This window comes from Vibrio comitans (genome assembly GCA_024346835.1).
GTDB classification, from domain to species: Bacteria; Pseudomonadota; Gammaproteobacteria; order Enterobacterales; family Vibrionaceae; genus Vibrio; species Vibrio comitans.
Genome location: AP024866.1, coordinates 1225019 through 1250767, shown reverse-complemented (window position 1 = coordinate 1250767; position 25749 = coordinate 1225019). Strand labels below are relative to the sequence as shown.

The following is a 25749-nucleotide window of genomic DNA, read 5'->3' as shown; positions in this document are numbered from 1 at the left end:
ATAGATTTTTACTAAAAGAAATCGAATGCTAACTAGCGTTCACAGTCTTGTGTGAGCGCCACTGTAGCAGTGCTATTCCTACAATGATCACCGCACCTAATATACCCACATTAAATGGGTTAAGAAGCAGCAATGGAATAGCTATAGAAGATGCCATTCTCTCCATCTTGTTAAGCGTCCCTAACAAGTAACCCTCAATGGTGATCGCAATAGCCACGATTATGGCTAGGGTCTGTCCCACTGATAGCATAAGCGCAAGTATTCCCTCATGAGGATTTACCAAGTTAGTGTATGCCATCATGATTGGGATGATGAATAGACCACCTGCCAACTTAAACGCTTCTACTGAAGACTTCATAGGGTTGGCATTTGCCACTCCTGCCCCAGCAAACGCTGCCAGTGCGATTGGTGGAGTCACATTTGAGGTCTGAGATAGCCAGAATACAATCAGGTGAGCGGTTAATAACGGTAATCCAAAGTCAGTCAACATAGGCACCGCCATAACGGCCAGTACGATATATGCGGCAGTAACAGGTAAGCCCATACCTAATATCAGCGCTACGATACTGATAAGCCCAAGGGCGATAATCATGTAACCGCCAGAGAAATCCATCACAAATTGAGTAAATTGAAGCCCTATTCCTGTTTGTCCTACAACCCCAACAATGATACCGGCAGCGCCACAGGCAGCAGAAATTGGCAAGGCCAGTAACGCGCCATTTTTCATGCCTTCAAAGAATTTCTTAAAGCCAATTCGGCTGTGCTTACGCATGCTTGCCACAACTAAGATAGCTGCACACCCTGCTACACCCACCAAAAGTGGTGAATACGCCATCATCAATAACGACGTGATCAACACAAGAGGTATAAGGTGATGAGCACCGTGCTTCATTACTGCAATCACAGCCTCTGTCTTACTCACTGCCTGCAGGTTCAATTTACAAGCCATAAGGTGCACATAAAGCAAGGTACAGAAGAAATACAGAATCGCTGGCGCAATGGAGGCAAACATGATCTCGCTATAAGGAACACCCGTAAATTGAGCCATGACAAACGCACCCGCCCCCATGATCGGTGGCATGATTTGTCCACCGGTCGAGGCCGCGGCTTCAATTCCTGCAGCTTGTTCCGATTTATAGCCAAGCTTTTTCATCATCGGAATGGTGATAGAGCCAGTGGTTACCGTATTGGCAATCGCTGAGCCAGAAATAGAGCCCAATCCTGCAGATGCGAGTACAGCCGCTTTCGCTGGACCGCCTCGATACTTACCAGCAATAGCAAACGCAAGATCAATAAAGAATTTACCTGCGCCCGTCACCTCTAAAAAAGCACCAAATAGAACAAAGATAAATACGGTTGTTGCTGCGATGCCGAGTGCAGAGCCAAACACGCCATTAGCAGAAAATATTTGGAACTGTATCAGCTCTTGTAAGGAATAAGTTTTAATCGAGATTGCACTTGGCAGCATGTCACCAAACATGCTGTAGCTAAGAAAAAGCACAGCAATCAGCACCATCACCCAGCCAACGGTGCGGCGACAACCTTCCATTAGCAAGGCAATCAATGCCCCGCCAGCAAACATGTCTGCAGGCTGTAATCCGTAGAACAAGTAATTGATATCGTTGTAGTCAAAGATTGACATGCGGTAGCCCGCGAACACAACCACAGCACATAAAACGAGATCAATGCAGCGACCTGCTATATAGAGCTTGCTCCTACGGTTACTGATTAACGGAAAGTGCAAAAAGATCAGCACTAACACCCAGCATAAATGTATAGGTCTAAAATAAGTGGCTGAGATAGTTGAGCTTATTCCCTGCCAGATTTGAAACACTGATAACGCAACAGCGATCAGTAATATTGAATAGCCAAAGAATGTTGTCACTCTTTCATAGGGCAAGTTAGCACTAAGATCTTGGTTATTTTCGTTATTAGTTACATCCATAACGGCGCCTGAAAGAAAATTAGATAAGAATTGGAAGCACAAAAAAGCAAGCGTCATGCTTGCTTTTTTGTTAGGTGGTTTTACTTAGATACAGAGTCTAGGTACTTCTTCGCACCTGGGTGTAGAGGCACACCTTGTAGTCGAGAAGCGTTCTCTGGTGTAGTCATTTCAGCCATCTTAACCACCTTACGAATATCCCCCATATTTTCATAGGCAGCCTTCGTTAGGCTGTACGCCATGTCATCATCCATATTCGCGTTAACCACCAATACGTTCCAAACACTTAGCGTAGAGACTTCGCCAACGTTATTGTAAACGTCTGCTGGAATATCATAAGAGCTGTAAGCTGGGTTTGCGGTTACAAACGCTTGGCTCTCTTCATCTGAGATAGAGAGGACTTTGATTTTATGGGTTAGTGCTACTTGCGTTACCGCCCCAACACCTTGTCCACCAACGATGAAGCCAGCATCTACCTGACCATTTGCCAGTGCGTTAGTCGTTTCTGAATAATTTAGATATACCGCTTTGATGTCTTTTTCAACATTGATACCGATAGACTCAAGAAGTGCAGCTGACGTTACGGCTGTGCCACTGCCTGGAGCGCCTAAAGAAACACGCTTGCCTTTTAGGTCAGATAGCGAGTTGATGCCTGACTTTTCTAGAGTAAGGGTATGAACCAGGTTTGGATAAAGAGCAAAAAGTGTCTTCACTGGCATTTTTGAAGGGAATTTACCCTGACCATTGTAAGCATCTAACACAACATTACCCATTGCAATCCCTGCAATCATGTCGCCGCGCACAACCTTGATGGTATTTTCTACGGAAGCTGCGGTTACTTCAGCCTTAGCGTTTACTTCTGGTACATGTTCAGACCAGACTTTTGCCAGTGCACCGCCAAATGGATAGTAGATACCGCTTTGACCGCCGGTACCAATTGAATAGTTTGCAGCACTTACTGATAGGGGCAGTAAACACGCTAAAGCCAACATAAAGTTTCGTTTAAACACAACCATCTCCTTGATTATTAGTCCAAAACGATTGGGTTATTGTTATTCAAATTTACCCAAATCGTCGCATATACCTTACTAGTGGACTAACACAAGTCAAAATATTGATTGGCTGAATGTGACGCTAGTTTTACTAAATGTGGCTTTAGACCGTTTATTGAGACAATTTCAGTTCAGGCTAAGTTGCATAGTTTGATGTTCTATACCCACCTCATCATAACGCTCACCAATAGATTCAAACCCCAGTTTTTCATAAAAATCTAGCGCATGTACCTGAGCGCCTAAGTAGACTCTTGCGAAATTTCGACGGCGCGCTTCATTCACTAGCGCCTTCATGATAGTGGTGCCTAATCCCTTACCTCTCTGACTAATAAGCACAGCTATGCGGCCAATATGGCCATCCCCAAGCATTCGGCCCGTTGCAACGGGTTCATCATTATCATAAACAAGAGCATGGACAGATTGTTCATCTTGGCCGTCAAAATCTAGGTTAGTATCTATGCCTTGCTCTGCGGTAAACACGGTATTTCGAACAAGAAAAATCTCATCTTTTGATTGCCAATCTACAATCTCTACTCGCATTGATTTGGTACCTCTTTAACTTCGATTGCTCATTACAGGTCATAGGTGTTTTTTGCACAATAACCATAATCACAAACTAATATTTATATTCATTCAATTGTCTGTGTTAAGGTGCACGCCATTTGCACCCTTCACTTAACTTAATTAGGAACTACTTTGACTAATAACGATATTTTGCGCCGTATCCGCTACACCTTCGACTTCAGCGATGCTGATATGATTGAGGTGTTTAATTCTGCTGATCTTACCGTCACTCGTGAACAGGTGATTAATTGGCTAAAGAAAGAAGAAGATGACTCTTTTTGCAAAATCATCGACAAACAATTAGCTCAATTTCTTAATGGCCTGATCAATCAAAAACGCGGTAAACGCGAAGGTGCTCAACCAGAGCCAGAATCACGCCTTACCAATAACATGATCTTTATGAAGCTTCGTATCGCCATGAACATGAAGGCTGAAGACATTCTTGATACATTGAAGCTTGTCGACTTTAGACTAAGCAAACACGAACTAAGTGCCTTTTTCAGAAAGCCTGACAACAAGCATTACCGTGAGTGCCAAGACCAGATCCTACGTAATTTCCTAATGGGTCTTCAACTTCAACTGCGCCCGAACAGCACTACTCAAGATTGATTATGTCGTTTTCACAGTTATCCCTATGTTCTGAGCTAAGTGACACTCTGCAGGCCAATTTCACCAAGCCTACCGAGGTTCAAAGCCAAGCCATCCCTGCAATCTTAGGGCGCAAAGATGTGCTCGCGATTGCTCAAACCGGCAGTGGTAAAACGCTGGCGTATGGCCTTGCGATCCTCGAACAAGTCAAATTGCAGCCCTGTAGCACCCAAGCCATTATTCTGGTTCCTACCAGAGAACTGGCAACTCAGGTGTGCGAAACTCTTGAACCGTACGCCAACACCGTCGATATCACCGCACTATCGCTGTGTGGCGGGATCGATAAAGAGTGGCAAAAAGAGCAGCTGCTGTTAACTCCTGAAATACTGGTTGCGACTCCAGGAAGGCTACTCGATCTGTTAAAAGATCAGTCAATCGACGTCACTAGACTGAGCTCGTTTGTGCTAGATGAAGCAGACAGATTGTTAGATATGGGCTTTTGGCCTGATATTCAAGAGATCGTGTCTCTTATTCCAGCAAAACGCCAAACCTTGATGTTCTCTGCTACCTTCTCTGAAAAGCTAGAAACTCAAGCCAAAGGGTTACTGCATGCGCCGCAACGTATTCAGACCAGCGTCGCCAATAGTGTGGTTGAAGGTATTGAAGAAACGCTCTATCTGGTGAACAAAGGCAGCAAGACCAACGCTTTGATTGCTCAATTGAAGCAACACAATTGGTCGCAAGTGTTAGTGTTTATTGGTGCTAAAGATAACGCTGACGCATTGACTAAGAAGTTAACCAAAGCGGGCATTTCAGTCGCCGCTCTGCATGGCAACAAATCCCAGCAAGAGCGTGAAGAGACTCTAGAGCTATTTAAGCAAGGTAAGGTTAATGTACTCATTGCTACAGACCTTTTAGCCCGAGGCATTCATGTACAGCGTCTGCCAGTGGTGATTAACTTTGAGCTACCGCAAAGCGCTGAGGTCTACGTGCACCGTGTCGGACGCACTGCACGCGCAGGTGAGCAAGGCATTGCTATCTCTTTGGTTTGTCATGGCGAAACAGAGTACTTGAGCGCTATTCGTCAGCTGACCCTCCGCGAACTTCCTCTTGAGCAACTTGAAGGCTTCCCTGTTACGGACAAGCCATCTTCTGGGCAAAGTAAACGTGCCCCAAAAGATAAGAAAGCGAATCGACGTACCAATAGTAAGAAGAGTATTAAGCAGTTTCAGAGGAAGCCTAGGAACGGTTAAGTGGTGCTGAATCTTAGAAAGTGCCTAAGCCGGCGATGTGCTCTCTAAGATCCTAGATATTTACTGCGTAAATTCTAGGATGACGGTGTGTAGTCTGTACGATATACCTGACCCTCGTCATTCCGGCAGTCTTTTAGCCGGAATCTTAGAGGATGCCCAAGCCTTAAATATGCACCTTCTCTGTAAGCATAAAAAAACACCAGTGGTTCGCACTGGTGTTTTTGTTTTTAAGTCTTGTATATTCAGGTTAAGTCTGAGAAAACTGATGAAGCGATTTTGCTTGAACCACAGGCTTGTTTTCTTTCAGTAGGCGCATGCCTCTGAACATTCGGACAAACCATACCGCAATCGCTATGGCAGAGATGACGCCACCTGCGATAGGAATAAAGTGCGCAATCTCAACTAGCGCGCTGTTGCGTGCCCAGTAATCGTTAACCCCGATAAGTACGCCGTTGGAGGTTGCGACTGTAACAATCAGCACCACAAAGAAGGTCAAAAATAGAAAGAAGTTTCTGATCAAGCTGTAGTAGTGAGAAATCACCACATCGCTATCTTCGTCCTTATCTAAGCGATACCCTGCATACACAATCGCGATAACACCCGACAGTAACAAGGTAAATGGAGTAAGAATACTGCCTATATAGGCGTACCAAATGCCTTTATGATGATCATTCATTGCTCACCCCATCCTTTTTATTGGCTCCCTTAACAGGGGCATCTTCCAATTGATCTTTGACCTCTTCGTACCATAGGTCGTGGTGCTCTTTGGCCCAGGTTTCATCAACCTTGCCTGTTACCATACCTTCAAGTGCACCTTCCATACCAAACAAGCCAATATAGATATGGAAAACAAATCCACAGATCAATATTAGTGCTGAGATCATGTGCACTAAGTTAGCTATCTCCATATCTCGTCGAGTTTGATCGAAGATTGGGAAATCTAGGATAACACCACTGGTTGCCGCCACTGCACCGAATACAATCAGTAGCCAGTAGATGATTTTTTCGCCGCCATTGGAAAAGCCCGCTGATGGGTGTGATCCTTTATGCTTACCCATCATGCCGCCCATCTTCATAAACCACTGCACATCAGTTTTGTTGAAGATAGATTTACGCCACCATTTCACTAATATGAAGATAAGTAGGATATAGAAAATTGGCCCTATGTAGTTGTGGTATTGCTTGGCCGTCATAATCACCAAACCCCATAACTCAGTCGGAATAAACGGCTTTAAGAAATGCTTACCGTACACCAACATCAAACCACTAAACGCGAGAGTCAAAAAGGTAAAGGCCATTGTCCAATGAAGCGCCCTATCCATCCGAGACCAGCGATTGAGTTTTCTGCCCGTACGCGGCTTACTGAGCATCAACGGTCCAACTAAGAAGTAGGCCAATACCACCATCATGATACTGCCAAAGATGGCTACCGCTGCCGCGGGAGACATCCACTTCTCTTTTAAGATGAACCAAGTTTGCCCTGGTACACTAATTAGCACACCATGCTCAGGAGACTTTGAGGTTGTAGTGCCCTCAACGCCTCCTTTCACATCTCGCCAATAGTCAGCACCGGCCAATTGAACCATTTCTTTTTCTGCTGCGGTGTTGGCCTTTTGCTCTTCTGCATAGCTTGCTGTGCTCACTAGCATCAAAACACTGGCGAACACCGTTAACAGCAACAAAGTCCATTGTTTCGCTAACTGCATCTGATTGCTCCCTCTAGCTAGCTTTTGGTTGCATCAAACGCTATATCTTCACCATCGCTCCATCCAGCGCCTTTTGCTCCGCGCTCAACAACACGTTGACGGAAGATGTCCGAGACCACTTCAGCATCACCGGCAAGCAATGCCTTGGTAGAACACAGCTCAGCACACATAGGCAGTTTGCCTTCTGCAATGCGGTTTGCACCGTATTTCGCGCGCTCTTCTTCAGAGCCGTTCTCTGTCTCAGGACCACCTGCACAGAAGGTACATTTATCCATCTTACCGCGCTCACCAAAGGCTGAGGTGTGCGGGAATTGTGGTGCACCAAACGGACAAGCAAATAGACAATAACCACAACCAATACATAGATCTTTGTTGTGCAGCACAATGCCATCTTCAGTGTACTCAAAGCAATCTGCAGGACACACCGCCATACACGGAGCATCGGTACAGTGCATACACGCTACAGAGATTGAGCTTTCACCCGGTTCACCGTCGTTCAGTGTTACAACGCGGCGACGTTGAATACCCCACTCTAAGGCATCATCGTTTTCGTTTTTACATGCAGTGACACAGCCGTTACATTCGATACAACGCTTGGTATCACATAGAAATTTCATTCTAGCCATAATTCAGGTTTCCTTACGCTTTTCGAATATTACACAGAGTTACTTTGGTTTCTTGCATCTGAGTAACGGGGTCATAACCATAGGTCGTTGCAGTGTTTGCTGCTTCACCTATGACATAAGGAACTGTGCCTTCTGGATAGCGTTCCGTAAGGTCTTCACCTTGGAACTTACCACCGAAGTGAAATGGCATGAACGCAAGCCCTGGAGTAACTCGTCTGGTCACCATAGCCTTCACATGCACTTTACCTTTCTCGGCACCCTCAACCCAAACCATGTCACCATCTCTGATGCCAAGGTCATTCGCGTCTTTAGGGTTCACCTCAACAAACATTTCTTGTTGAAGCTCAGCTAGCCAAGGGCTAGAACGTGTTTCTTCACCACCTCCTTCGTACTCAACCAAGCGACCAGACGTAAGAATTATTGGGTATTCTTTCGACTTGTCGACATCCTGAATACTCTTGTACAGAGTAGGTAGTCGATAGATAGACTCGCTGTCATCCCAGGTTGGGTAATCTTTAACAAGATCCCTGCGAGGCGTATACAGTGGCTCACGGTGCAATGGCACTCTGTCTGGGAAAGTCCATACAATGGCACGAGCCTTAGCATTACCAAATGGGATACAGCCATGCTTAATTGCGACACGCTGGATACCGCCAGACAAGTCAGTTTTCCAGTTTTTACCCTCAGCTGCGGCTTTCTCTTCAGCGGTAAGGTCATCCCACCAGCCTAAACTTTTCAGTAACTTATCGCTGAACTCTGGGAAGCCATCTTGCAGTTCACAACCTTTCGAGTAGCTGTCTTCTGCCAGCAGGTTTTCACCCTCAAACTCAACGCCGAAGCGCGCGCGGAAGTTACCGCCACCCTCAGCTACCGGTTTAGAGGTGTCATACAAGATATGAGTACCTGGATGCTTCATCTCTGCTGTGCCCCAACAAGGCCATGGCAGACCATAGGTTTCGCCGTTCGCCGGTCCACCTTCTGCAGCCAATGTGGTTTTATGGAAGGTGTGCCAGTTTTGCTGATGCTCTTTTAGGCGCTCAGGGCTTTGTCCGGTGTAACCGATCGTCCACATACCTTTGTTGAACTCTCGAGTGATGTCTTCAATAACGGGTTGGTTGTCTTGAACTTCAATGTTTTTGAACAGCTGTTCGGAAAAACCCAGCTTTGTAGACAGCAGATACATGATCTCGTGGTCAGGTTTTGACTCAAACAAAGGCTCCACAACCTTGTCACGCCACTGCAACGAGCGGTTTGATGCGGTTACTGAACCATGAGTTTCAAACTGAGTAGTCGCTGGTAGCAGATAGACACCATCGGTACGATCATTCATAACGCCCGCTACGGTTGGGTACGGGTCGACGATAACCATCATATCCAACTTCTGCATCGCTTTACGCATCTCAGGACCACGTGTTTGCGAGTTTACTGCGTGTCCCCAATAAAACATGGCGCGAATATTGTCATTTTGTTCAATATTCTCTTTGTTTTCTAAAACACCATCTATCCAACGAGATACTGGGATACCCATGTTGTTCATAGGCAGCTTGCCGCGGTATTTGTTTTGGTCGAAGCGCTCTTCAATCCACTTGTAATCGAGATCCCACACCTTAGCCCAATGTTTCCATGAGCCGGGTGCAAGGCCGTAGTAACCTGGAAGTGTGTGCGATAGTACGCCAAGGTCTGTCGCACCCTGTACATTATCGTGACCACGGAAGATGTTTGCACCACCGCCAGATTTACCCATGTTACCCAGAGCAAGCTCAAGGACACAGTATGCGCGAGTGTTGTTATTACCTGTGGTGTGCTGAGTTCCCCCCATACACCAAACAATACAACCAGGGCGGTTATCCGCTAAGATCTTCGCGGTTTTGTACATTTGCTCTTCAGAGGCGCCTGTTACACGTTCAACCTTGTCTGGTGTCCAGTTTGCGACTTCTTTGCGGATCTCATCCATACCAAATACGCGCTGGCGGATGAACTCTTGGTCTTCCCATTTGTTTTGGAAGATATGCCACAACAAGCCCCAAATGAAGGCAACGTCTGTACCCGGGCGAAGTGAAATATAGTGATTAGCCTTAGCTGCAGTGCGCGTTCGTCTTGGGTCAGCAACTACTATCTGACAGTTGTTTTTTTCTTTTGCGATTAAAATGTGCTGCATGGCTACTGGGTGAGCCTCTGCAGGGTTCGAACCAATAAACAGCATCGACTTACAGTTGTGCATGTCATTAAAAGAATTGGTCATCGCACCATAACCCCAGGTATTCGCTACCCCAGATACAGTGGTGGAGTGACAAATACGTGCTTGGTGGTCAACGTTGTTGGTACCCCAAAGCGACGCCATCTTTCTAAACATGTAGGCTTGTTCGTTGTTGTGCTTCGCACTACCTAGCCAATACACTGAATCTGGGCCAGATTCTTTACGAATTTGCAGAGCTTTATCGCCAATCTCATTGATGGCTTCATCCCAGCTCATTTTTTTCCACTTACCACCCTCAAGCTTCATCGGGTATTTAAGGCGTTTTTCACCGCGACCATGTTCACGCAGCGCCGCACCTTTGGCACAGTGACCGCCAAGGTTAAATGGATGGTCAAATGCAGGTTCTTGGCCTGTCCATACGCCATTTTTCACTTCGGCGTAGATACCACAGCCAACCGAGCAGTGTGAACAGATAGTGCGTTTGATTTCAACGTTAACGTCTTTGTTTTCAGTATTGGCTTGGGCCTTTTTCATCATACCGGGAGCAAAGATCCCCGCACCTACCACAGCACCACCTGCGGCGAGTGAAGAGTTCTTCATGAAGGTACGACGGCTAACACCGAACTTTTGATTAGGATTTGAGGTGCTTTCAGAGCGCTTGGTTAGTTTCATAGTCTTAGGCTCCTAGAGTGAATCATAATAGTCACGGATATGCTGGGTTTCTTTATATCCCTGCTCATCTTTCGATTGTTCGTTGTTCACATCAATCGGGTTCGCCTGAGCTGTTGTTGTAGCCGTGCTCAGTACTGCACCAGCAACAACGCCGCCTCCTAAAGCCTTTAACGCTTTACGACGATGACTATCAATTTCTTTGTTGTTTTTCATGACTCCATCCTCAACCTAATCCAGTTCACTCGAGCGAACAGCAATGCTCTGCTCACTCAATGCTACGGCTTCTAGCTCCAAAAAGGAGGCAAGAAGACTTGCTACAACCACGTAAAATCCAGCCGCTTTTGCGCTCTGGATTTGCTTAACTAAATCTTTATACCAAGTCGCAATGTGGCGATTAAAAAACACCCCTTGCTGCGGTGAGTTTTCTTCTACCAACATCGCCATCACCTCGCAAATGGCGGCAATGTGATCCTCTGGCTCTTTCACGCTGTCATTTCTTTCAAAACCCAGCGCGGTAAGATCTTGCCTTAGAGCAATCAAGGGTTTCTCCATCAAGGCGCCACTGAGGTGCCAAGAAGCGAAGGGCATTACTTCCCCTCTTCCAATCCCTATGAATAAATCTTGGTATTCTTCTTCTAATTCTTGTTGATTCGCTTGGCTTGCAGCCTGCTTAAGGGCTTGCCAGTCAGCGCTCATCTGACTGTTACTGTCTTCCGTTTCTATCTCAGATAGCCATTCAAGCAAGACGCTGTTTGGGGCTTGTCTGAACAGGGTAGCAAGTAACAAATAAATATCGGCGCGCGGTGCCTGTAGTGCTTCTTGATTCATGCTTACCCCTAATATTTTAGCTGTTTTGTAGGATCTTTCGCCATTTCTTCAAAAACATCCGCAACTCGGCAGTCTTCACACATGGCAATTCGACGGATTGCGTTGTCATCAGAGAAGTGAGAATGCCCCTTTAATTTCCCTTGAAGCATAGTAATCATTGACTTGGGCGCGAATGGTTTTTGACAACGCAAACAGAGCGCAGGCTCATCTTGGTGTAATACAGTGGCATTGGTGCGCTGCGCCTGATTCCAGTTCATTCTTGGCGTCAGGGTGAGTGCATCTTCAGGGCAGGCTCCCTCGCACAAACCGCACTGCACACAGTCTTGCTCGATGAAATTCAGTAAAGGTAACTTACCTTCATTATGGATAGCCGTCGTTGGGCAAACCGCAACACACGCCATACACAAGGTGCACTTGTCGGTGTCACACTCAACAGTGCCATAAGGTGCGCCTTCCGGAAGAGCAACTTGTTGCTGAAGAGGGGTGAAAGATTTTGCCAGTCCATCTAGAGATTGAAAGAGTCGTGAACGTTTATCACCTTCAAGTTCACCAACAGCAACCCCTAGAGGCTGTTCAATCAAGTTGGGCGCCTGAGATCTCAAATCTTCCAAATACAAAATATCAACACAGCCAGCATTAATGCCTAGCTGCCTTAGTAAGGTTTGTGCCACGGCAACTTCTTCATTGAGCACGCGGATAATCGTGGCTGGCATTCGACGACTTGCTGCGAACAATACCTGAGTAGCACCGTTGGACAGTGCAGCAAACCAAGTATCTATCCCCACAGAAGGCAGTTCGTTCACCACAATAGGGATGACGTTATCTGGCAGTGCGCTAAGCGCCATTAAGTTATAGGTTTCATGCTGTTCACTGCAAAATAGGATAATTGGCGACTCGCCGCCTTGCTCTTGGTAGTTTTGCAGTGTTCTCTCAATGTAACCTTGGGTTTCTTGAGGATATGGGAGTGCGTATTCAATCGCGCCAGTAGGGCAAGATGTGGCACAGGTGCCAACCCCTTGGCAGAGATAAGGATTGATCTCAATTTTATGTCCTATCTCGTCGCTCCCCTCGCTGGTCAATGCTCCAGCAGGACAAGACAAGATGCAACGTTCACACCCTTTAACGCCACGTGAGCTGTGCGCGCACTTGTCAGTATCTAAACGGAAAAACTTGGGCTTATCGAACGTGCCAACCAATGCGTTAATTTCTTCAATGGCATCTTCAAGCTTTGGATAGCCTCTTCCTACAGGGAAATAACCTACCGGCGGCACTTCATTATCAATCAGTGATTTCGGGCTCAAATCTAAAATCAGGTCAAAGTGTTGCTGCCCAATAGCTATGGGAGCAAGATCTATCTCTGATAATAAGTCAGGCTGCGACAATTGAAATGAAAATCGCCCCATATATCCGCTAAGAGACGCTGATGAGAAGTAATAAGGCGTTATTCCGTCTTGCACTTGAGCATTTACTGGGGTGACGAAAGTTACCGAACTCAAGCCAGAAAATTGCTGCTGAAGTGATTTAAGGTCTTGCGTTGCAGCAATAACGAGCAAGGCACCGTGACTTTCATAGCTGACGGTGGGTGGAATAAGATTAGAGAGCTCTAACGTGTTGTTAAAGGCGTAATTGCGCGCTTGGCCATTGCTTGAAGTCGATTGAGCCAAAAATTCCTTTAGCATTCGCATCCTGTGAGTTAATGAATAAGCTCAGCTTACTGTTGTGAATAGTTTGCTTAAGGATTGCAGATAATTTGTAGAATCATGTTAAACCCATAGAAATTTTGAGGCATTACGCAGAAAATTTTGTTAACTATGTGATTTTCTAAACATTTTTATTTGAATCCTCTCTAAAAGACGTAGATTCAACCTCATCGGAGTTGTTCTCAGACCCTGAATATGTTTCTTTTTTGTCAACAGATTGATTCTCTACAAGCTCAGATTCAGCCTCATTGTCTTCTACCTTATCTTCCCTTTTTTGCTCTTCAACAGCCTGTGATTGCAACTCATCGGTAGGGCTTTGATCCTCAGCTAACTCCTCTAGTTGCTCCACTTTCTCTTGGGTCCAATTGCGAAGCTTACTTGCCACATCGGCAGACAAGGATTTCACTTGGCTAAAGTCTTGGTTGTAATCATTGAGCTCATCAACTTCACTAAACTGCCCACTGAGAAAGAGACTGCGCAGCGCTCGCTTCTTTAATTCAGGTGCAGCATCTGACGCCAACAACGCAGACATAGCATTACCCTTTTTTTGCTCTTCTGTAACTTCTTTATCTTCGTCTTGTGTGTGATCTAACTCTTCACACTCGGCCGAGTCTAAGGGCTCTAAATTAGGTTCGTCGAGCTCTGGTTGTTCTTCCGTTATCACCTGCGAATCCACTTCCTGTTGTGAATTCTCTGTTTGTTCTTCAAGTTCAGCCGGCGCTGTATGCTTGTGCAGCAGTCTTTCAAACAATCCACGACTCATGATGACTCTCCTGCTCTATCTTTATCGACTGGCACGTCCCGCTCCTTTGCGTTTTTTCTTTCTATGCTCAATCAATTCCCCATGACGAGCAAGGTAGGCTTCCATCCATGCCTGCACAGCCAATGGCATATCCACCGATAGCACCAGATAGTCGCCATCCAGAAAACTGCCTGCTACGCTTTGCGACACAGTGACAGAAACAAGGTTGAGTGATTCAGTGTCATTTTCCAGCACCACGAACAGTTTTGGGGTCTGTGAATTGAGGTTAAAACGGTAGTCGGTTCTCTCATCTCTGAACAGTTGTATTTCAGCATCGGTACCTGTCTCACTCTTCGAAGGGTCTAAAAATATCTCTTCGATGTTCCAATTGCTGGTTTGCCACTTAGAGTTTTGTGTTTGATGTAGAATAATCTGACATCTAATGGGCCAATTATCTTCCGTTTTCATTGGTACCTCGTTAAGCTAAGTCATTATTATTTAAATAGTTCTACTCGAGCCAACTCGAATAACTGAAAGATGGGCTACGCCCCCTTACCTTTCTACACAACACAGTTCTAGTATAGAAAAAGGAATTTTTGATGCCTAAAGCGCCCCATATCGTTGCCGTTGGCCAACCTCCGTCTCAGACGCAAAGTGTGACCGTTTTTGATGAATATGGAGAGCCACTGAGCAAAGATATTGCTTGCGAGTGTCCCTTAACCGTCTTGCTTAATTGGCGAGAGATAGTGACATTGATGACACTAGGGTCTCACCCTGGCGCTCTAGTACTAGGTTATCTTAAAAATCAAAGCTTTATATCAGACCCTACCCAACTTGATTCCGTGTTGATAGATTGGGAGACAAACAGTGTGGCAGTGGTCACCAAAGAAAACACTGACTTCCTAGAAAACGCCTTGAAGAAGAAAACCGTCACCTCGGGCTGTGGACAAGGCACTATGTACGGCAACGTCATGAAAAGCCTAGAAAATTATCAAGTGCCGCAAACAAAAATCAAGCAAAGTGCGCTTTATTCCACGCTGATGGCACTCACCCACTACAACGATACCTACAAAAAAGCCGGTGCTGTACACGGCTGTGCCGTTTGTAGAGAAGGGGAAGTGGTTTCCTTTGTCGAAGATGTAGGCCGTCACAATGCGGTGGATACGCTAGCGGGCGAGATGTGGCTTAATCAAGACACGGGGGATGATAAGATTTTCTATACCACAGGTCGCCTTACCTCAGAGATGGTGATTAAGGTGGCGCAAATGGGCATCCCTACTCTGCTTTCTCGTTCTGGGGTTACCCAAATGGGGCTTGAATTAGCAGAGCGTTTTGGTATCACTATCATCGCCAGAGCCAAGGGGCTTCGCTTTCAGGTCTACCACGGGGTAGAAAAAATCGAATTCGATGGCAAACACGCCAATAACGAAGACATCAAAAAGGATCGATAAGACTCATGTTTCTCAAATCATTGTTCCAACGCATTCATTCACGCATTCAAAAGCGTACAGCGCTACTGGTTGCGCTATCTTCCCTACTTATTATCACCATACCAGCACATGCGGACTCCAAATCGCTGCGCATGGCAACCACCACCAGCACCTATCACTCAGGCTTACTTGATTACCTATTGCCGACCTTTACCAAGGACACGGGATACGAGGTGCAGCTATTGGTTACCGGATCAGGTAAGGCCCTAAAAATGGGTGAAATGGGCGATGTAGACATCGTTCTTACTCACTCTCCAAAGGCCGAAAAAGCCTTCCTTGATGCGCAGTTTGGCATCGATGCTCGCTCGGTAATGTACAACGATTTTATTCTAGTGGGTCCTAAAGATAATCCAGCTAAGCTTGCCGAAACAGATACAGCGGCTAGTGGCTTAACCAAAATCGCAGACAGCAAGTCTGTGTTTATATCTCGCGGAGATGACTCGGGCACCCACAAAAAAGAGCTGGCATTATGGGAAGCGGGTAACGGTACTCACGATTGGAGTAACTACCGCTCTATCGGCCAAGGCATGGGGCCAACTTTGAACATGAGCTCGGAATTACAAGGCTATACTTTGACGGACAGAGGTACCTGGCTTGCTTATCAAGAAGCACTTGATCTGGCTATTTGGGTGCAAGGCGATCCGGCTCTATTCAATCAATACCAAATTATTCGTGTTAACCCGAAGCGGTATCCTGACCTGAACATCGATGGCGCTAAAGCCCTCAGTGATTGGATAGTGAGCGACAAGGCTCAAGACTTGATTGATCAATTTCAGGTCAAGGGGGAAAAACTGTTTACTGCTGATGCGAAACCGTCTAACTAATGAATATTGGTGACACCACAATAGAAGCGATAAAGCTGCTTCTTAGTCTTGACCCCGCGCTGTGGAAGGTAGTGTCTATCTCCTTCAGCGTGTCGCTGTTCGCCCTTAGTTTATCTTTACTGCCTGCCATAGCCATAGCACTAGTGTTAGCGTACGCGCCGTTTCCAGGGCGAAACATTATCACCTCTGTAGTCAACACACTGCAAGCGGTGCCTACGGTCGTCATCGGCTTATTACTGTACATGACACTTTCTCGCTCAGGTCCAATGGGCGACTGGCAATGGCTGTTCACACAAAAGGCAATGATACTTGGACAGATACTCATCGCAATGCCTATCCTTATCTCTATGCTCCAAGCTGGGTTTCAAAGCGTCGATATGCGCAATGTCGAAACCTCTATTACCTTGGGTAAGTCCTATCCTCAGGTATTTAGAGCACTGCTATGGGAAACACGGTTTGCGTTGATTGCTGCTATTGTGACCGCATTTTCACGAATAGTCACAGAGGTCGGATGTTCAATGATGGTTGGCGGGAATATCCTAGGTCATACACGTAACATCCCCACCGCAATTGCCTTAGAAAGTTCAAGAGGCGCATTTTCACAGGGTGTGGCGTTGGGTATTGTGTTGCTGCTTTTGGCACTCATACTCAATTTTGTCTTAACGTCTTTGCGTGGGCAAAGTCATCTTCGAGTCTAGAGGCGAGAATCAATGTCAATACAACTAAGAGCCCAAGATTTGTCTAAGCGCTATGATGATCGGGTTCTGTTCCACATTCCTAGCCTAACTCTAGGCCCTAGCGATGCCATCTACTTGAAAGGTCATAATGGTGTTGGTAAAACAACGCTGCTGAAGATCCTTGCTGGCCTCACTACCCCAAGTAGTGGCACCATCAACGGCAATGAGATTTCCACATTCCAGCGACTATTTAAACGAAAGTTATTTAGAGACGTTGTGTATCTGCATCAGTCGCCTTATATGTTTGATGCAAGCTTAGTGGATAACATTCGCTACGCCTTGCCTCTTACCTCTCAGCAAGGTTTAAACAGTCGTACGCGCGCTATCCACGCCTTGAGACAAGTAGGTTTAGAGTCTCTGGCGGATGAGCATTGTTCCGTTCTTTCTGGCGGGGAGAAACAACGCTTAGCGATGGCGAGAGCTTGGATTGTTAATCCATCAATACTGTTGATGGACGAGCCAAGCGCATCATTGGACATGGAGTCTACGCAAGGCATAGTGTCTCTTGCCAAAGACCTGCTAGACCGAGGCTCTAGTATCGTCATCACCAGTCATCAACAAAATGGGCTAACCAATCTCTGCGAGACTCAGTGGTGCATCGAAAATCAGGGGCTAACTGCAACGCCTCATCTTCGAATTATCGATGAAGACATCAAGCACATCGAACCTATTACCCACAACATTTTAGGGAACTAATATGAATTCAATAAGCTGGGTCGTCCTAGCCGGAGGCCAAGCCACTCGTATGCAAGGTCAAGATAAGGGATTAGTGGAGCTCAATGATAAACCACTGATCGAATACGTTCTTGAGGTTCTCAAATCGCATACCGATTCTGTTTATATCAATGCCAATCGTAGCCAAGAGCGTTATCAAGAGTATGCGCCTGTTTTTGCGGATCAGTATCAAGGATTTGTTGGCCCAATGGGGGGCATTCATGCCGGTCTGACCCACGTAGATAGCGACTGGGTTGGATTCGTACCCTGCGACTGCCCACAAATCTCTCCCACTTTGATTTCACGCATGCAACAAGAAATCAGCGATGAAGATGAAATTTTAGTGGCGCATGATGGCGACTTTATTCAACCCGTGTTTACGGTATTTCGTCGCAGTGTATTGGAGCGATTACAACAATTTCTCGATGATGGTGAGCGCAAGATCATTCTCTTCTATGATCGCTGTCATACCCGACAGATCGATTTTAGCGACATCAAAGACAGCTTTGTGAACCTTAACTCGAAGCAAGAATTACTTAAATTTAAGCAGTAGCCATGAAAATGATTTGTAATACGCCAATTCTTGGCTTAGCCGCGTTTAGCGGCACGGGGAAAACTACCCTACTCGAGCAGCTAATTCCTTTGCTTACCAACGCAGGTCTTAAACTTGGGGTCCTCAAACACGCCCATCACAACTTTGACATCGACCAAGAAGGCAAAGACAGCTATCGATTGCGAAAAGCTGGAGCAACGCAAATGTACATCAGCTCTCGCTATCGTAATGCCATGATTACTGAAACCCGTGACGAAGAAGCAACCTTCGAGCACCTTCTGATGCAATTTAAGCATGATGAACTCGACCTGATCCTCATCGAAGGATTTAAAAGCCAGTCATTCCCAAAAATTGAATTGCGCCGTGAAGCCCTACAAAATCCTTGGATGTATCCCAATGATGACAATATTGTCGCTGTCGCAACTGATATCGCACTAGATTGCTCACTGCCTAAGTTTGATATTAACGATCTTGATGCTATTGCCGAGTTTATTATTTCTAGCGTGAAATCTAGCGACGCTACATACAAGAAGCAAAGCGAAGACAGTGTTGCTGCCTGCTGCGATACCCTCTCCCCTGCTTTCCTTTCTGTTGAGCAAGGCATAGAACGCATATTAGATGCGGTTTCAGAGATTGAGGGTCAAATCAGTGTAGAGGTCGATCACGCCCTCAAGCATGTCTTAGCTGAAGATGTCGTGTCGAACATTAATGTACCGCAACACACAAACTCAGCAATGGATGGCTTTGCTATCCGCGATGAAGACGTGTCTCTAGAACGCTTTAAGCTAGTTGCCGAAGTGATGGCGGGTCAAAACTATCCTCATCCTCTGCAAGCAGGTGAGGCGGTTAAGATCATGACTGGAGCCCCAGTGCCGAGCAATGGCACAACAGTCGTGATGAGAGAACAATCAGGTACCTTCAGCGAAGCAGGAATTAATTTTGTTACTTTTAATGGCGCAGCTGTCAAAGCAGGACAAAATGTTCGCTCCGCTGGAGAAGACCTTAGCGAAGGCCAAAGCGTGTTCGAAAAAGGGTGCAAAATAGGCCCAGCCGAAATGGGAATGATCGCCTCTCTAGGTATCAACCAATGCTTGGTTAAGCGTAAGCTAAAGGTGGCCATATTCTCTACCGGCGATGAGGTTCAACACCCCAGTCAGCCACAAAAAGAAAACTGCATCTATGATTCAAACCGATATTCCCTAATAGGTCTTCTGACTCAGCTCAACTGTGAAATCTTAGACCTTGGTATTCTTGAAGATGATCATCACCAAATAGAAAAGGCCGTTTCAGACGCCGCGCAGAACGCTGATCTGGTACTGACAACAGGTGGCGTCTCGGTTGGTGATGCGGATTACATCAAAGACGTGTTGGAACAAAACGGCAACATCGATTTTTGGCGTATCAATATGCGACCAGGCAGACCACTAGCCTTTGGTAAAATTGGTGAAACGCCTTTCTTTGGTCTTCCAGGAAATCCTGTTGCCACTATGGTTTCGTTTATTAACTTTGTAGAGCCTGCTATCCGTAAGATGCAAGGCGATGAAAAGTGGACACCCACCAAGCTGCGCGCTCTAGCAAGTGAGCCACTGCGCTCTCGCCATGGACGCACAGAGTTTACTCGAGGGGTCTACAGCCTAAACGATCAAGGCCAACTTGTTGTCCGCTCCACCGGTAAGCAAGGTTCAGGGATATTGCGCTCTATGAGTGAAGCCAACTGCTTGATTGAGATAGAGCCTTTGTATGCCAAGGTTGAAAAAGGTGAATTAGTTACCATCATCCCTCTAACCATTTAATCCTTAGTTCCAACGTCATTTCATAAGGGTTTCGATTTATCGAAACCCTTTTTATTATAAATTTTCATTATTATATGAATAAGCAATGATAATTTCTTATCTTTAATACCCTTAGGTATAGTGAGCTCAATCGAATTCCACTCATACCACGCATTGGACAGACACCGATGCAAGCGAGGATATGCCATGAAATTTCTACACACAATGCTTCGAGTTGCCGACCTAGATAAATCGATCGAGTTCTACACCAAGGTTCTTGGCATGAAGGTTCTTGAGCGTCACGAAAACACTGAGTACCGTTACACGCTTGTATTTGTTGGCTTTGATGACGTATCAAGCTCAACCACTATTGAGCTTACCTATAACTGGGATACTGACGCGTACGACCACGGTAACGCATTTGGTCATATCGCTCTTGGCGCAGAAGATATCTACGCGGCATGCGATAAGATCAAAGCACTAGGTGGCAATGTATCTCGTGAACCAGGTCCAGTAAAAGGCGGCGAGACTCACATCGCATTCGTTAAAGACCCAGACGGTTACGCAATCGAACTGATCCAACTAGGCTAATTAGAGAGAGAATAATAATGACTAACGCACTATTTCAACCAATTCAACTAGGTCCACTATCTCTTAAAAACCGTATCGTGATGCCGCCAATGACTCGCTCTCGCGCAAGCCAACCAGGTAACATTGCTAACGATATGATGGCTGAATATTACGCACAGCGCGCAGATGCAGGCTTGATTGTAGCTGAAGGCACGCAAATCTCAGCAATGGGACAAGGCTACGCTTGGACTCCAGGTATCTACTCTGCTGAGCAAATTGCTGGCTGGAAAAAAGTAACGGATGCGGTACATGCTAAAAATGGCAAAATCTTCGCGCAACTATGGCACGTAGGCCGAGTAACGCACCCTGACAACATCGGTGGTGAGCAACCAATCTCGTCTTCAGCAATGAAAGCAGAAAATGTAAAGGTATTCATCGACAACGGCACTGACGCACCGGGCTTTGTTGATGTTGTTGAGCCTCGCGAGATGACTAAAGCTGACATCGAAATGGTGGTTGAGCAATACCGTCAAGCAGCGCTGAACGCTATCGAAGCAGGCTTTGATGGTATCGAACTGCACGCAGCAAACGGCTACTTGATCAACCAGTTTATTGACTCAGAAGCAAATAACCGTACTGATGAATACGGCGGCTCAATTGAAAACCGTCTGCGTTTTCTTGGTGAAGTAGTGACAGCGATGTCAGAAGCTATTGGCGCAGAGCGCGTTGGCGTACGTCTAGCTCCGTTTACTTCTTTAAACGGCACTGTTGACGCAACACCTGTTGAGACTTACGTTGCAGCAGCAGCACTACTAAACAAACTGAACGTGGTTTACGTGCACATTGCCGAAGTAGATTGGGAAGATGCACCTGAAACACCAAAAGCGTTTAAAACCGCTGTTCGCGAAGCATACCAAGGAGTGCTGATTTACGCTGGTCGCTACGACGCTGAAAAAGGCGCTGAAGCCATCGAAGAAAACACCACAGATATGGTAGGTTTTGGTCGTCCATTTATTTCAAATCCAGACCTTCCTAACCGCATCAAGAAGGGTTATCCTTTAGCTTCTCATAACCCAGAAACGTTATTTGGTGGTGCAGAGCAAGGCTTAACAGACTACCCTGTCTACCAAGCTTAATCATCGCTCAACACAATCAAAAACCCTGCGCTCTCGCAGGGTTTTATCGTTTTTAAGCGTATCTCAATTAGGATAACCATGAATCTGAAGGCTCTCAAAGGTGAGTTGTTTCTTGTATTGGCAACCATTCTAGCCGCAATAGGTTGGATTGCCTCTAAACTCGTGATTCTCGAAGTCCCGGGCGAAATCTTCATCACTAGCCGTTTCCTGCTGGCAAGTTTAATTCTTTTTCCCTTCTGTTATAAAAAAGTCCTCGCACTCAAACTAAAACAGATAATCTCTCTACTTGGTGTAGGCTTCGTCTTAGCCCTGTCTATTCAAGTTTGGGTGTATGCGGTCTCTATCTCAACCACTCTGGCCGAGGGAGCCTTTATCATGAGCCTCGCTATGATAATTGCGCCATTCGTGTCATTGATATTGTTTCGAGTTAAGCCTAACCGAGCCTTTTGGGTCGCCTTACCTATTGCCATCTTAGGTATGGCTCTACTCACCCTAGCTAACGGCTGGCAAGTAGACAGAAGCCAATGGTATTTCTTACTCGCTTCGGGATTGCTGTCGCTGCACTTTGTCTTAAACAAACGTGTGATCACCAATCTGAACCCATTAACCTCCATCTGTGTGCAATTGTTTGCTGTTGGGTTGATTGGAGCCATCTCTGTAGGCATTACCCAGCCAGATGCTTTCGAGCTGAATAGGCATGTATTGTTTTGGTTTGCGGTATCCACCCTTATTGCCACCTCGATTCGCTACCTAGCGCAAACGGTAGGTCAATTCTCAGTGAAGATGGAAACCGCGTCTCTCATTATGATTTTAGAGCCCGTATGGACATTAATGCTCAGTATCAGCATGCTTGGTGAAGTCGTGGGTACGCAAAAACTGCTCGGTGGAGGCGTTATCTTCTTATCGCTATTGGTGTACATCAAGCTGTCTAAAAAAGGCTAGATGTAATACGACTAGGCGTCAGTCCAGCTACTACTGTCAATTTTCTGCTCACTATCTAGTAGTTTTGCTAGTTCATTGATCATGGCCCCAAGGCTAAAGTTACCTCACTGGTTACGAGATTTTGGGGTCACACTATGAGTCATTCATCTATCGCTTTATATGCCATTAACAGCAATGGGAATCGAACCCTTAGCGACACATTTTCAGGTTCGTATCGCCAATGTGCCTTCCTTTTTTCGCAAATGAGCAACGAATACGCACCAGAAGGCAGTAACAGTTACCAAGTCTTGTTTCTTGATGACAATGAATCTGTTGTCTCTACAAAGTTACTGCGTAACGTAATGGATGGCGATGTACTGTTCTTTGCCTAGTAGTAGTCCTGAATAACTAAGAGAGCACAACGCGATCCCCTCTTATCTAAACCTTCTCGGTAAGTACGCGGGCTTATCTTCAGGGTTACGCTCCCGTTTAGCGGCAATAACCCTGTTTTTACCTACGCCTACCTTTATCTGATACCAGGTTTCTAACAGTAATGCTTTACCCGGGCTAGACCACCATGTGTTGTGATAGAGCTTTTTGTTGGCTGCCAATACATCTGGGGAGCGATTGATACACTCCAATGCTAGCTGGTAAGCACATGCATAAGGATCTTCGGCAATCTTAGTGACCAGCCCGTAATCTTTAGCCGTTTGACTATCGATCTCCTTCGCTGTCATCGCCATTTCTAATGTATGGTCTTTACGCATCAACTCACGAAAAGCGATTGCTCCTCCCATATCAGGAATGAGTCCCCATTTAGCTTCCATAATGGAAAAGGTAGCGCCGGGGCTTGCTATACGAAAATCTCCTCCGCTAGCCAACTGCAATCCACCACCCCAACAGCGACCGTGGATAGAAAATATCACCGGACACGGAATATCTCGCCAACCCAAGGAGAAACGCTGAGCATCGTTGGCTCGAGTTGGCCACCACTTAAAGAGTAAAGAGAGCGCTCCACTCTTGCTTGTTAATAGAGACTTTACATCAAGCCCAGAGCAAAAATCGCTCCCCTCGCCTCGAACGATCACTGCCCTTACTCGTTTATCGTTTTTTAACTCACGGGTTACGGCATTGACTGCTTTAAACATCTCCATATCGATAGCATTAAGCTTATCAGGGCGATTAAGGCTGACTATTGCAATCTGATTATCGTCAATAGTGCAGGTCACTCGAGACATATCGCTTCACCTTACGTAGTGGTCAAACCACTAAGTTATACAAATTATTAACATTTGGAAAGACGCCTATATTGTTTTTCATACATAAGGCATTAGTTTTATATTCTTTTCCCTTTCAACAGTATCGCTCCTACAACTGTAATTACCCTCAAACAATACACACATTTTACAATGCATTTACTTCTACACCAAACCACGTGATCAACTCGATAAATAGAGAATTTCTTATTTTAATCATGATGTTATGTGATGAGAAAAACAAATAACCCTGATGAATAGGAGGATAATTTCATTAGGAATTTGTAATTATCAATGGTGAACATTAATGCTGTATTTTGAGTTTTTGTTCCTTCTGATTGTGCTCTATATTGGCTCACGGAAGGGTGGTATTGGACTGGGGGTTGTTTCGGGCATCGGCCTAACCATAGAGGTATTCATCTTTAAGATGCCACCTACCTCTCCTCCAGTTACCGTTATGCTGATCATCTTGGCGGTGGTGACTTGTGCTTCCATATTGGAAGCTGCTGGAGGTCTAAAGTACATGCTCCAGGTTGCCGAGCGTGTACTTCGAAAAAATCCCAAGCGTGTGACTTTAATTGCCCCATTTGTCACTTACAGCATGACATTCTTGCTAGGTACGGGCCACGCTGTGTATTCAATTATGCCAATCATCGGCGATGTAGCATTGAAGAACGGCATTCGTCCTGAGCGCCCTATGGCTTCTGCCTCGGTTGCATCTCAGATAGCCATTACTGCATCGCCAATATCTGCAGCCGTTGTTTACTACCTTGCGCAGCTGACCGATATTCGCCCTGACATTAGCTTACTTTCCATCTTAATGGTTACAGTGCCGGCTACCCTATTTGGTACCCTACTTATGGCGCTGTATAGCATGAAACGCGGCAAAGAATTAGATGACGATCCTGAGTATCAAAGTCGCTTGAAAGACCCAGAATGGCGCGACCGCATTCTCAATACAACTGCGACATCATTAGACGAAACCTTACCCACTTCCGCTCGCAACTCAGTCCTGCTGTTCTTGCTATCAATTGCAGTGATTGTCGTGATTGCGATGGTGCCAGAAATTAGAACTATTGGTGAGGCGACTAAGCCCATCAGCATGGCCGTCGTCATTCAGATGATGATGCTCTGCTTCGGCGGTATTATTTTGTTAGCCACCAAAACAGACCCTAGGCTCGTTCCCAATGGCGTCGTGTTTAAATCAGGTATGGTCGCCGCTATCGCCATCTTTGGTATTGCCTGGATGTCCGACACCTATTTCCAATACGCAATGCCACAATTCAAATCAGGCATCGTTGAAATGGTAACGACTTACCCTTGGACCTTCGCGCTAGCACTATTCATTGTTTCGGTCGTAGTGAATTCTCAGGCCGCAACCGCGCGCATGATGCTGCCTGTTGGCTTAGGCCTTGGCTTAGAGCCTGCGCTGTTAATCGGTTTGATGCCAGCGGTATACGGTTACTTCTTTATTCCTAACTACCCATCCGATATCGCAACAGTCAACTTCGACTCTTCCGGTACAACAAAAATCGGCAAATGGTACTTCAATCACTCGTTTATGAGTGTGGGTCTTATTGGGGTAATCAGTGCTTGTTGTGCAGGTTATATGTTGGGTCAGATAATTATAGGCTGAGGTCCATAACATGAAGATTTTCTATGAAACCAAACGAGGCAAAAACAAAGGATTAATTCAACAGCCCCATAGGCATAAAAATGGAAAATTTGCCGTTAGTAAGGCAAGGTTCGATGAAGGCTATACCTATGTGGAAAGCACAGAAGATATCTATAAGTATTTGCGACAGGGCTATAAAGTAAAAGTGAGTAGCGTTGAGCCACTCACAGCGCCAAGTCTGGTTGGCTTAGCCTCTCTTACCATCGAATAGAGAATGGTCTCTAACTCAAT

General features: G+C 45.8%; 27 protein-coding genes. 14 read left to right on the top strand and 13 right to left on the bottom strand.

Annotated elements, in window-relative coordinates; all coding sequences use genetic code 11:
- Positions 1-28: 28 nt before the first annotated feature.
- The 3 genes from OCU46_RS05735 to OCU46_RS05725 all read right to left on the bottom strand — a co-directional run bounded on the left by OCU46_RS05735 (position 29) and on the right by OCU46_RS05725 (position 3534).
- Positions 29-1945: a TRAP transporter permease gene (locus OCU46_RS05735; protein ID WP_141269938.1), complete on the bottom strand. Its 1917-nt coding sequence runs from the start codon at positions 1943-1945 to the stop codon at positions 29-31.
- 80 nt (positions 1946-2025) lie between these two features.
- Complete coding sequence (locus OCU46_RS05730) at positions 2026-2958, bottom strand: TAXI family TRAP transporter solute-binding subunit (protein ID WP_141269936.1); 933 nt, start codon at positions 2956-2958, stop codon at positions 2026-2028.
- Positions 2959-3120: 162 nt separating this feature from the next.
- Entirely contained in the window at positions 3121-3534 is a 414-nt protein-coding gene (locus OCU46_RS05725) for a GNAT family N-acetyltransferase (protein WP_141269934.1), read from the bottom strand.
- Positions 3535-3690: 156 nt separating this feature from the next.
- Here OCU46_RS05725 and OCU46_RS05720 point away from each other — a divergent pair, with 156 nt between their 5' ends.
- Positions 3691-4167, top strand: coding sequence for a YehS family protein (locus tag OCU46_RS05720; protein WP_141269932.1), 477 nt, complete (start codon positions 3691-3693; stop codon positions 4165-4167).
- Positions 4168-4169: 2 nt separating this feature from the next.
- Positions 4170-5399: a DEAD/DEAH box helicase gene (locus OCU46_RS05715; protein WP_141269930.1), complete on the top strand. Its 1230-nt coding sequence runs from the start codon at positions 4170-4172 to the stop codon at positions 5397-5399.
- Between the two features lie 247 nt (positions 5400-5646).
- Here the strand turns inward: OCU46_RS05715 and OCU46_RS05710 are convergent, their stop codons facing one another.
- The 9 genes from OCU46_RS05710 to OCU46_RS05670 all read right to left on the bottom strand — a co-directional run bounded on the left by OCU46_RS05710 (position 5647) and on the right by OCU46_RS05670 (position 14338).
- Positions 5647-6075, bottom strand: coding sequence for a hypothetical protein (locus OCU46_RS05710; protein ID WP_141269928.1), 429 nt, complete (start codon positions 6073-6075; stop codon positions 5647-5649).
- Positions 6068-7048 carry a formate dehydrogenase subunit gamma gene (locus tag OCU46_RS05705; protein WP_244311359.1) on the bottom strand — a complete coding sequence of 327 codons (981 nt, stop codon included), beginning with the start codon at positions 7046-7048 and terminating at the stop codon, positions 6068-6070. Before OCU46_RS05705 ends, OCU46_RS05710 begins: the two co-directional genes overlap by 8 nt.
- 74 nt (positions 7049-7122) lie before the next feature.
- A complete protein-coding gene (gene fdh3B / locus OCU46_RS05700) occupies positions 7123-7731 on the bottom strand; it encodes a formate dehydrogenase FDH3 subunit beta (RefSeq protein ID WP_017027593.1) in 609 nt (202 codons plus the stop codon).
- Positions 7732-7744: 13 nt separating this feature from the next.
- Positions 7745-10600, bottom strand: a complete 2856-nt coding sequence (locus OCU46_RS05695) for a formate dehydrogenase subunit alpha (protein WP_141269924.1) — start codon at positions 10598-10600, stop codon at positions 7745-7747.
- A gap of 12 nt (positions 10601-10612) precedes the next feature.
- A complete protein-coding gene (locus OCU46_RS05690; RefSeq protein ID WP_017027595.1) occupies positions 10613-10813 on the bottom strand; it encodes a hypothetical protein in 201 nt (66 codons plus the stop codon).
- Between the two features lie 15 nt (positions 10814-10828).
- Positions 10829-11428 carry a TorD/DmsD family molecular chaperone gene (locus OCU46_RS05685; protein WP_141269922.1) on the bottom strand — a complete coding sequence of 200 codons (600 nt, stop codon included), beginning with the start codon at positions 11426-11428 and terminating at the stop codon, positions 10829-10831.
- An 8-nt stretch (positions 11429-11436) separates the two neighbouring features.
- A complete protein-coding gene (locus tag OCU46_RS05680; RefSeq protein ID WP_141269920.1) occupies positions 11437-13107 on the bottom strand; it encodes a 4Fe-4S dicluster domain-containing protein in 1671 nt (556 codons plus the stop codon).
- A 142-nt stretch (positions 13108-13249) separates the two neighbouring features.
- Complete coding sequence (locus tag OCU46_RS05675) at positions 13250-13891, bottom strand: DUF3306 domain-containing protein (RefSeq protein ID WP_141269918.1); 642 nt, start codon at positions 13889-13891, stop codon at positions 13250-13252.
- A 21-nt stretch (positions 13892-13912) separates the two neighbouring features.
- Positions 13913-14338: a DUF3305 domain-containing protein gene (locus tag OCU46_RS05670; protein ID WP_141269916.1), complete on the bottom strand. Its 426-nt coding sequence runs from the start codon at positions 14336-14338 to the stop codon at positions 13913-13915.
- A gap of 131 nt (positions 14339-14469) precedes the next feature.
- Between OCU46_RS05670 and OCU46_RS05665 the strand changes: the two genes are divergently transcribed.
- The 10 genes from OCU46_RS05665 to OCU46_RS05620 all read left to right on the top strand — a co-directional run bounded on the left by OCU46_RS05665 (position 14470) and on the right by OCU46_RS05620 (position 22979).
- Entirely contained in the window at positions 14470-15321 is an 852-nt protein-coding gene (locus OCU46_RS05665) for a formate dehydrogenase accessory sulfurtransferase FdhD (RefSeq protein ID WP_141269914.1), read from the top strand.
- A 5-nt stretch (positions 15322-15326) separates the two neighbouring features.
- Positions 15327-16184: an ABC transporter substrate-binding protein gene (locus OCU46_RS05660; RefSeq protein ID WP_141269912.1), complete on the top strand. Its 858-nt coding sequence runs from the start codon at positions 15327-15329 to the stop codon at positions 16182-16184.
- Positions 16184-16882 carry an ABC transporter permease gene (locus tag OCU46_RS05655; protein WP_141269910.1) on the top strand — a complete coding sequence of 233 codons (699 nt, stop codon included), beginning with the start codon at positions 16184-16186 and terminating at the stop codon, positions 16880-16882. The genes OCU46_RS05660 and OCU46_RS05655 overlap by 1 nt, the downstream gene beginning before the upstream one ends.
- A 12-nt stretch (positions 16883-16894) precedes the next feature.
- Entirely contained in the window at positions 16895-17617 is a 723-nt protein-coding gene (locus OCU46_RS05650) for an ABC transporter ATP-binding protein (RefSeq protein WP_141269908.1), read from the top strand.
- 1 nt (position 17618) lies between these two features.
- The gene (gene mobA / locus OCU46_RS05645; RefSeq protein ID WP_141269906.1) at positions 17619-18188 is read left to right on the top strand and encodes a molybdenum cofactor guanylyltransferase MobA; all 570 of its coding nucleotides are present in this window, start codon (positions 17619-17621) and stop codon (positions 18186-18188) included.
- Between the two features lie 2 nt (positions 18189-18190).
- Entirely contained in the window at positions 18191-19981 is a 1791-nt protein-coding gene (locus OCU46_RS05640; protein WP_141269904.1) for a bifunctional molybdopterin-guanine dinucleotide biosynthesis adaptor protein MobB/molybdopterin molybdotransferase MoeA, read from the top strand.
- A 186-nt stretch (positions 19982-20167) separates the two neighbouring features.
- Entirely contained in the window at positions 20168-20551 is a 384-nt protein-coding gene (gloA, locus tag OCU46_RS05635; RefSeq protein WP_141269902.1) for a lactoylglutathione lyase, read from the top strand.
- Between the two features lie 17 nt (positions 20552-20568).
- Positions 20569-21666, top strand: coding sequence for an alkene reductase (locus tag OCU46_RS05630; protein WP_141269900.1), 1098 nt, complete (start codon positions 20569-20571; stop codon positions 21664-21666).
- A 78-nt stretch (positions 21667-21744) separates the two neighbouring features.
- Entirely contained in the window at positions 21745-22608 is an 864-nt protein-coding gene (locus tag OCU46_RS05625) for a DMT family transporter (protein ID WP_141269898.1), read from the top strand.
- 134 nt (positions 22609-22742) lie between these two features.
- Positions 22743-22979, top strand: coding sequence for a hypothetical protein (locus OCU46_RS05620; protein WP_141269896.1), 237 nt, complete (start codon positions 22743-22745; stop codon positions 22977-22979).
- Positions 22980-23021: 42 nt separating this feature from the next.
- Here OCU46_RS05620 and OCU46_RS05615 read toward each other — a convergent pair whose 3' ends face one another.
- Positions 23022-23825, bottom strand: a complete 804-nt coding sequence (locus tag OCU46_RS05615; protein ID WP_141269894.1) for a crotonase/enoyl-CoA hydratase family protein — start codon at positions 23823-23825, stop codon at positions 23022-23024.
- A gap of 325 nt (positions 23826-24150) precedes the next feature.
- On the opposite strand from OCU46_RS05615, the gene OCU46_RS05610 reads away from it, so the two are divergent.
- Both OCU46_RS05610 and OCU46_RS05605 read left to right on the top strand, forming a co-directional pair.
- A complete protein-coding gene (locus tag OCU46_RS05610; protein WP_141269892.1) occupies positions 24151-25479 on the top strand; it encodes an anaerobic C4-dicarboxylate transporter in 1329 nt (442 codons plus the stop codon).
- A gap of 10 nt (positions 25480-25489) precedes the next feature.
- Positions 25490-25729: a hypothetical protein gene (locus OCU46_RS05605; RefSeq protein WP_102490137.1), complete on the top strand. Its 240-nt coding sequence runs from the start codon at positions 25490-25492 to the stop codon at positions 25727-25729.
- Positions 25730-25749 lie beyond the last annotated feature (20 nt).

Excerpts from the sequence above, each read along its gene's own strand:
- OCU46_RS05735 (WP_141269938.1), bottom strand. The coding sequence starts at position 1,945 with ATGGATGTAACTAATAACGAAAATAACCAAGATCTTAGTGCTAACTTG.
- OCU46_RS05730 (WP_141269936.1), bottom strand. The coding sequence starts at position 2,958 with ATGGTTGTGTTTAAACGAAACTTTATGTTGGCTTTAGCGTGTTTACTG.
- OCU46_RS05725 (WP_141269934.1), bottom strand. The coding sequence starts at position 3,534 with ATGCGAGTAGAGATTGTAGATTGGCAATCAAAAGATGAGATTTTTCTT.
- OCU46_RS05715 (WP_141269930.1), top strand. The coding sequence starts at position 4,170 with ATGTCGTTTTCACAGTTATCCCTATGTTCTGAGCTAAGTGACACTCTG.
- OCU46_RS05710 (WP_141269928.1), bottom strand. The coding sequence starts at position 6,075 with ATGAATGATCATCATAAAGGCATTTGGTACGCCTATATAGGCAGTATT.
- OCU46_RS05705 (WP_244311359.1), bottom strand. The coding sequence starts at position 7,048 with ATGCTAGTGAGCACAGCAAGCTATGCAGAAGAGCAAAAGGCCAACACC.
- fdh3B (WP_017027593.1), bottom strand. The coding sequence starts at position 7,731 with ATGGCTAGAATGAAATTTCTATGTGATACCAAGCGTTGTATCGAATGT.
- OCU46_RS05695 (WP_141269924.1), bottom strand. The coding sequence starts at position 10,600 with ATGAAACTAACCAAGCGCTCTGAAAGCACCTCAAATCCTAATCAAAAG.
- OCU46_RS05690 (WP_017027595.1), bottom strand. The coding sequence starts at position 10,813 with ATGAAAAACAACAAAGAAATTGATAGTCATCGTCGTAAAGCGTTAAAG.
- OCU46_RS05685 (WP_141269922.1), bottom strand. The coding sequence starts at position 11,428 with ATGAATCAAGAAGCACTACAGGCACCGCGCGCCGATATTTATTTGTTA.
- OCU46_RS05680 (WP_141269920.1), bottom strand. The coding sequence starts at position 13,107 with ATGCTAAAGGAATTTTTGGCTCAATCGACTTCAAGCAATGGCCAAGCG.
- OCU46_RS05675 (WP_141269918.1), bottom strand. The coding sequence starts at position 13,891 with ATGAGTCGTGGATTGTTTGAAAGACTGCTGCACAAGCATACAGCGCCG.
- OCU46_RS05670 (WP_141269916.1), bottom strand. The coding sequence starts at position 14,338 with ATGAAAACGGAAGATAATTGGCCCATTAGATGTCAGATTATTCTACAT.
- OCU46_RS05665 (WP_141269914.1), top strand. The coding sequence starts at position 14,470 with ATGCCTAAAGCGCCCCATATCGTTGCCGTTGGCCAACCTCCGTCTCAG.
- OCU46_RS05660 (WP_141269912.1), top strand. The coding sequence starts at position 15,327 with ATGTTTCTCAAATCATTGTTCCAACGCATTCATTCACGCATTCAAAAG.
- OCU46_RS05655 (WP_141269910.1), top strand. The coding sequence starts at position 16,184 with ATGAATATTGGTGACACCACAATAGAAGCGATAAAGCTGCTTCTTAGT.
- OCU46_RS05650 (WP_141269908.1), top strand. The coding sequence starts at position 16,895 with ATGTCAATACAACTAAGAGCCCAAGATTTGTCTAAGCGCTATGATGAT.
- mobA (WP_141269906.1), top strand. The coding sequence starts at position 17,619 with ATGAATTCAATAAGCTGGGTCGTCCTAGCCGGAGGCCAAGCCACTCGT.
- OCU46_RS05640 (WP_141269904.1), top strand. The coding sequence starts at position 18,191 with ATGAAAATGATTTGTAATACGCCAATTCTTGGCTTAGCCGCGTTTAGC.
- gloA (WP_141269902.1), top strand. The coding sequence starts at position 20,168 with ATGAAATTTCTACACACAATGCTTCGAGTTGCCGACCTAGATAAATCG.
- OCU46_RS05630 (WP_141269900.1), top strand. The coding sequence starts at position 20,569 with ATGACTAACGCACTATTTCAACCAATTCAACTAGGTCCACTATCTCTT.
- OCU46_RS05625 (WP_141269898.1), top strand. The coding sequence starts at position 21,745 with ATGAATCTGAAGGCTCTCAAAGGTGAGTTGTTTCTTGTATTGGCAACC.
- OCU46_RS05620 (WP_141269896.1), top strand. The coding sequence starts at position 22,743 with ATGAGTCATTCATCTATCGCTTTATATGCCATTAACAGCAATGGGAAT.
- OCU46_RS05615 (WP_141269894.1), bottom strand. The coding sequence starts at position 23,825 with ATGTCTCGAGTGACCTGCACTATTGACGATAATCAGATTGCAATAGTC.
- OCU46_RS05610 (WP_141269892.1), top strand. The coding sequence starts at position 24,151 with ATGCTGTATTTTGAGTTTTTGTTCCTTCTGATTGTGCTCTATATTGGC.
- OCU46_RS05605 (WP_102490137.1), top strand. The coding sequence starts at position 25,490 with ATGAAGATTTTCTATGAAACCAAACGAGGCAAAAACAAAGGATTAATT.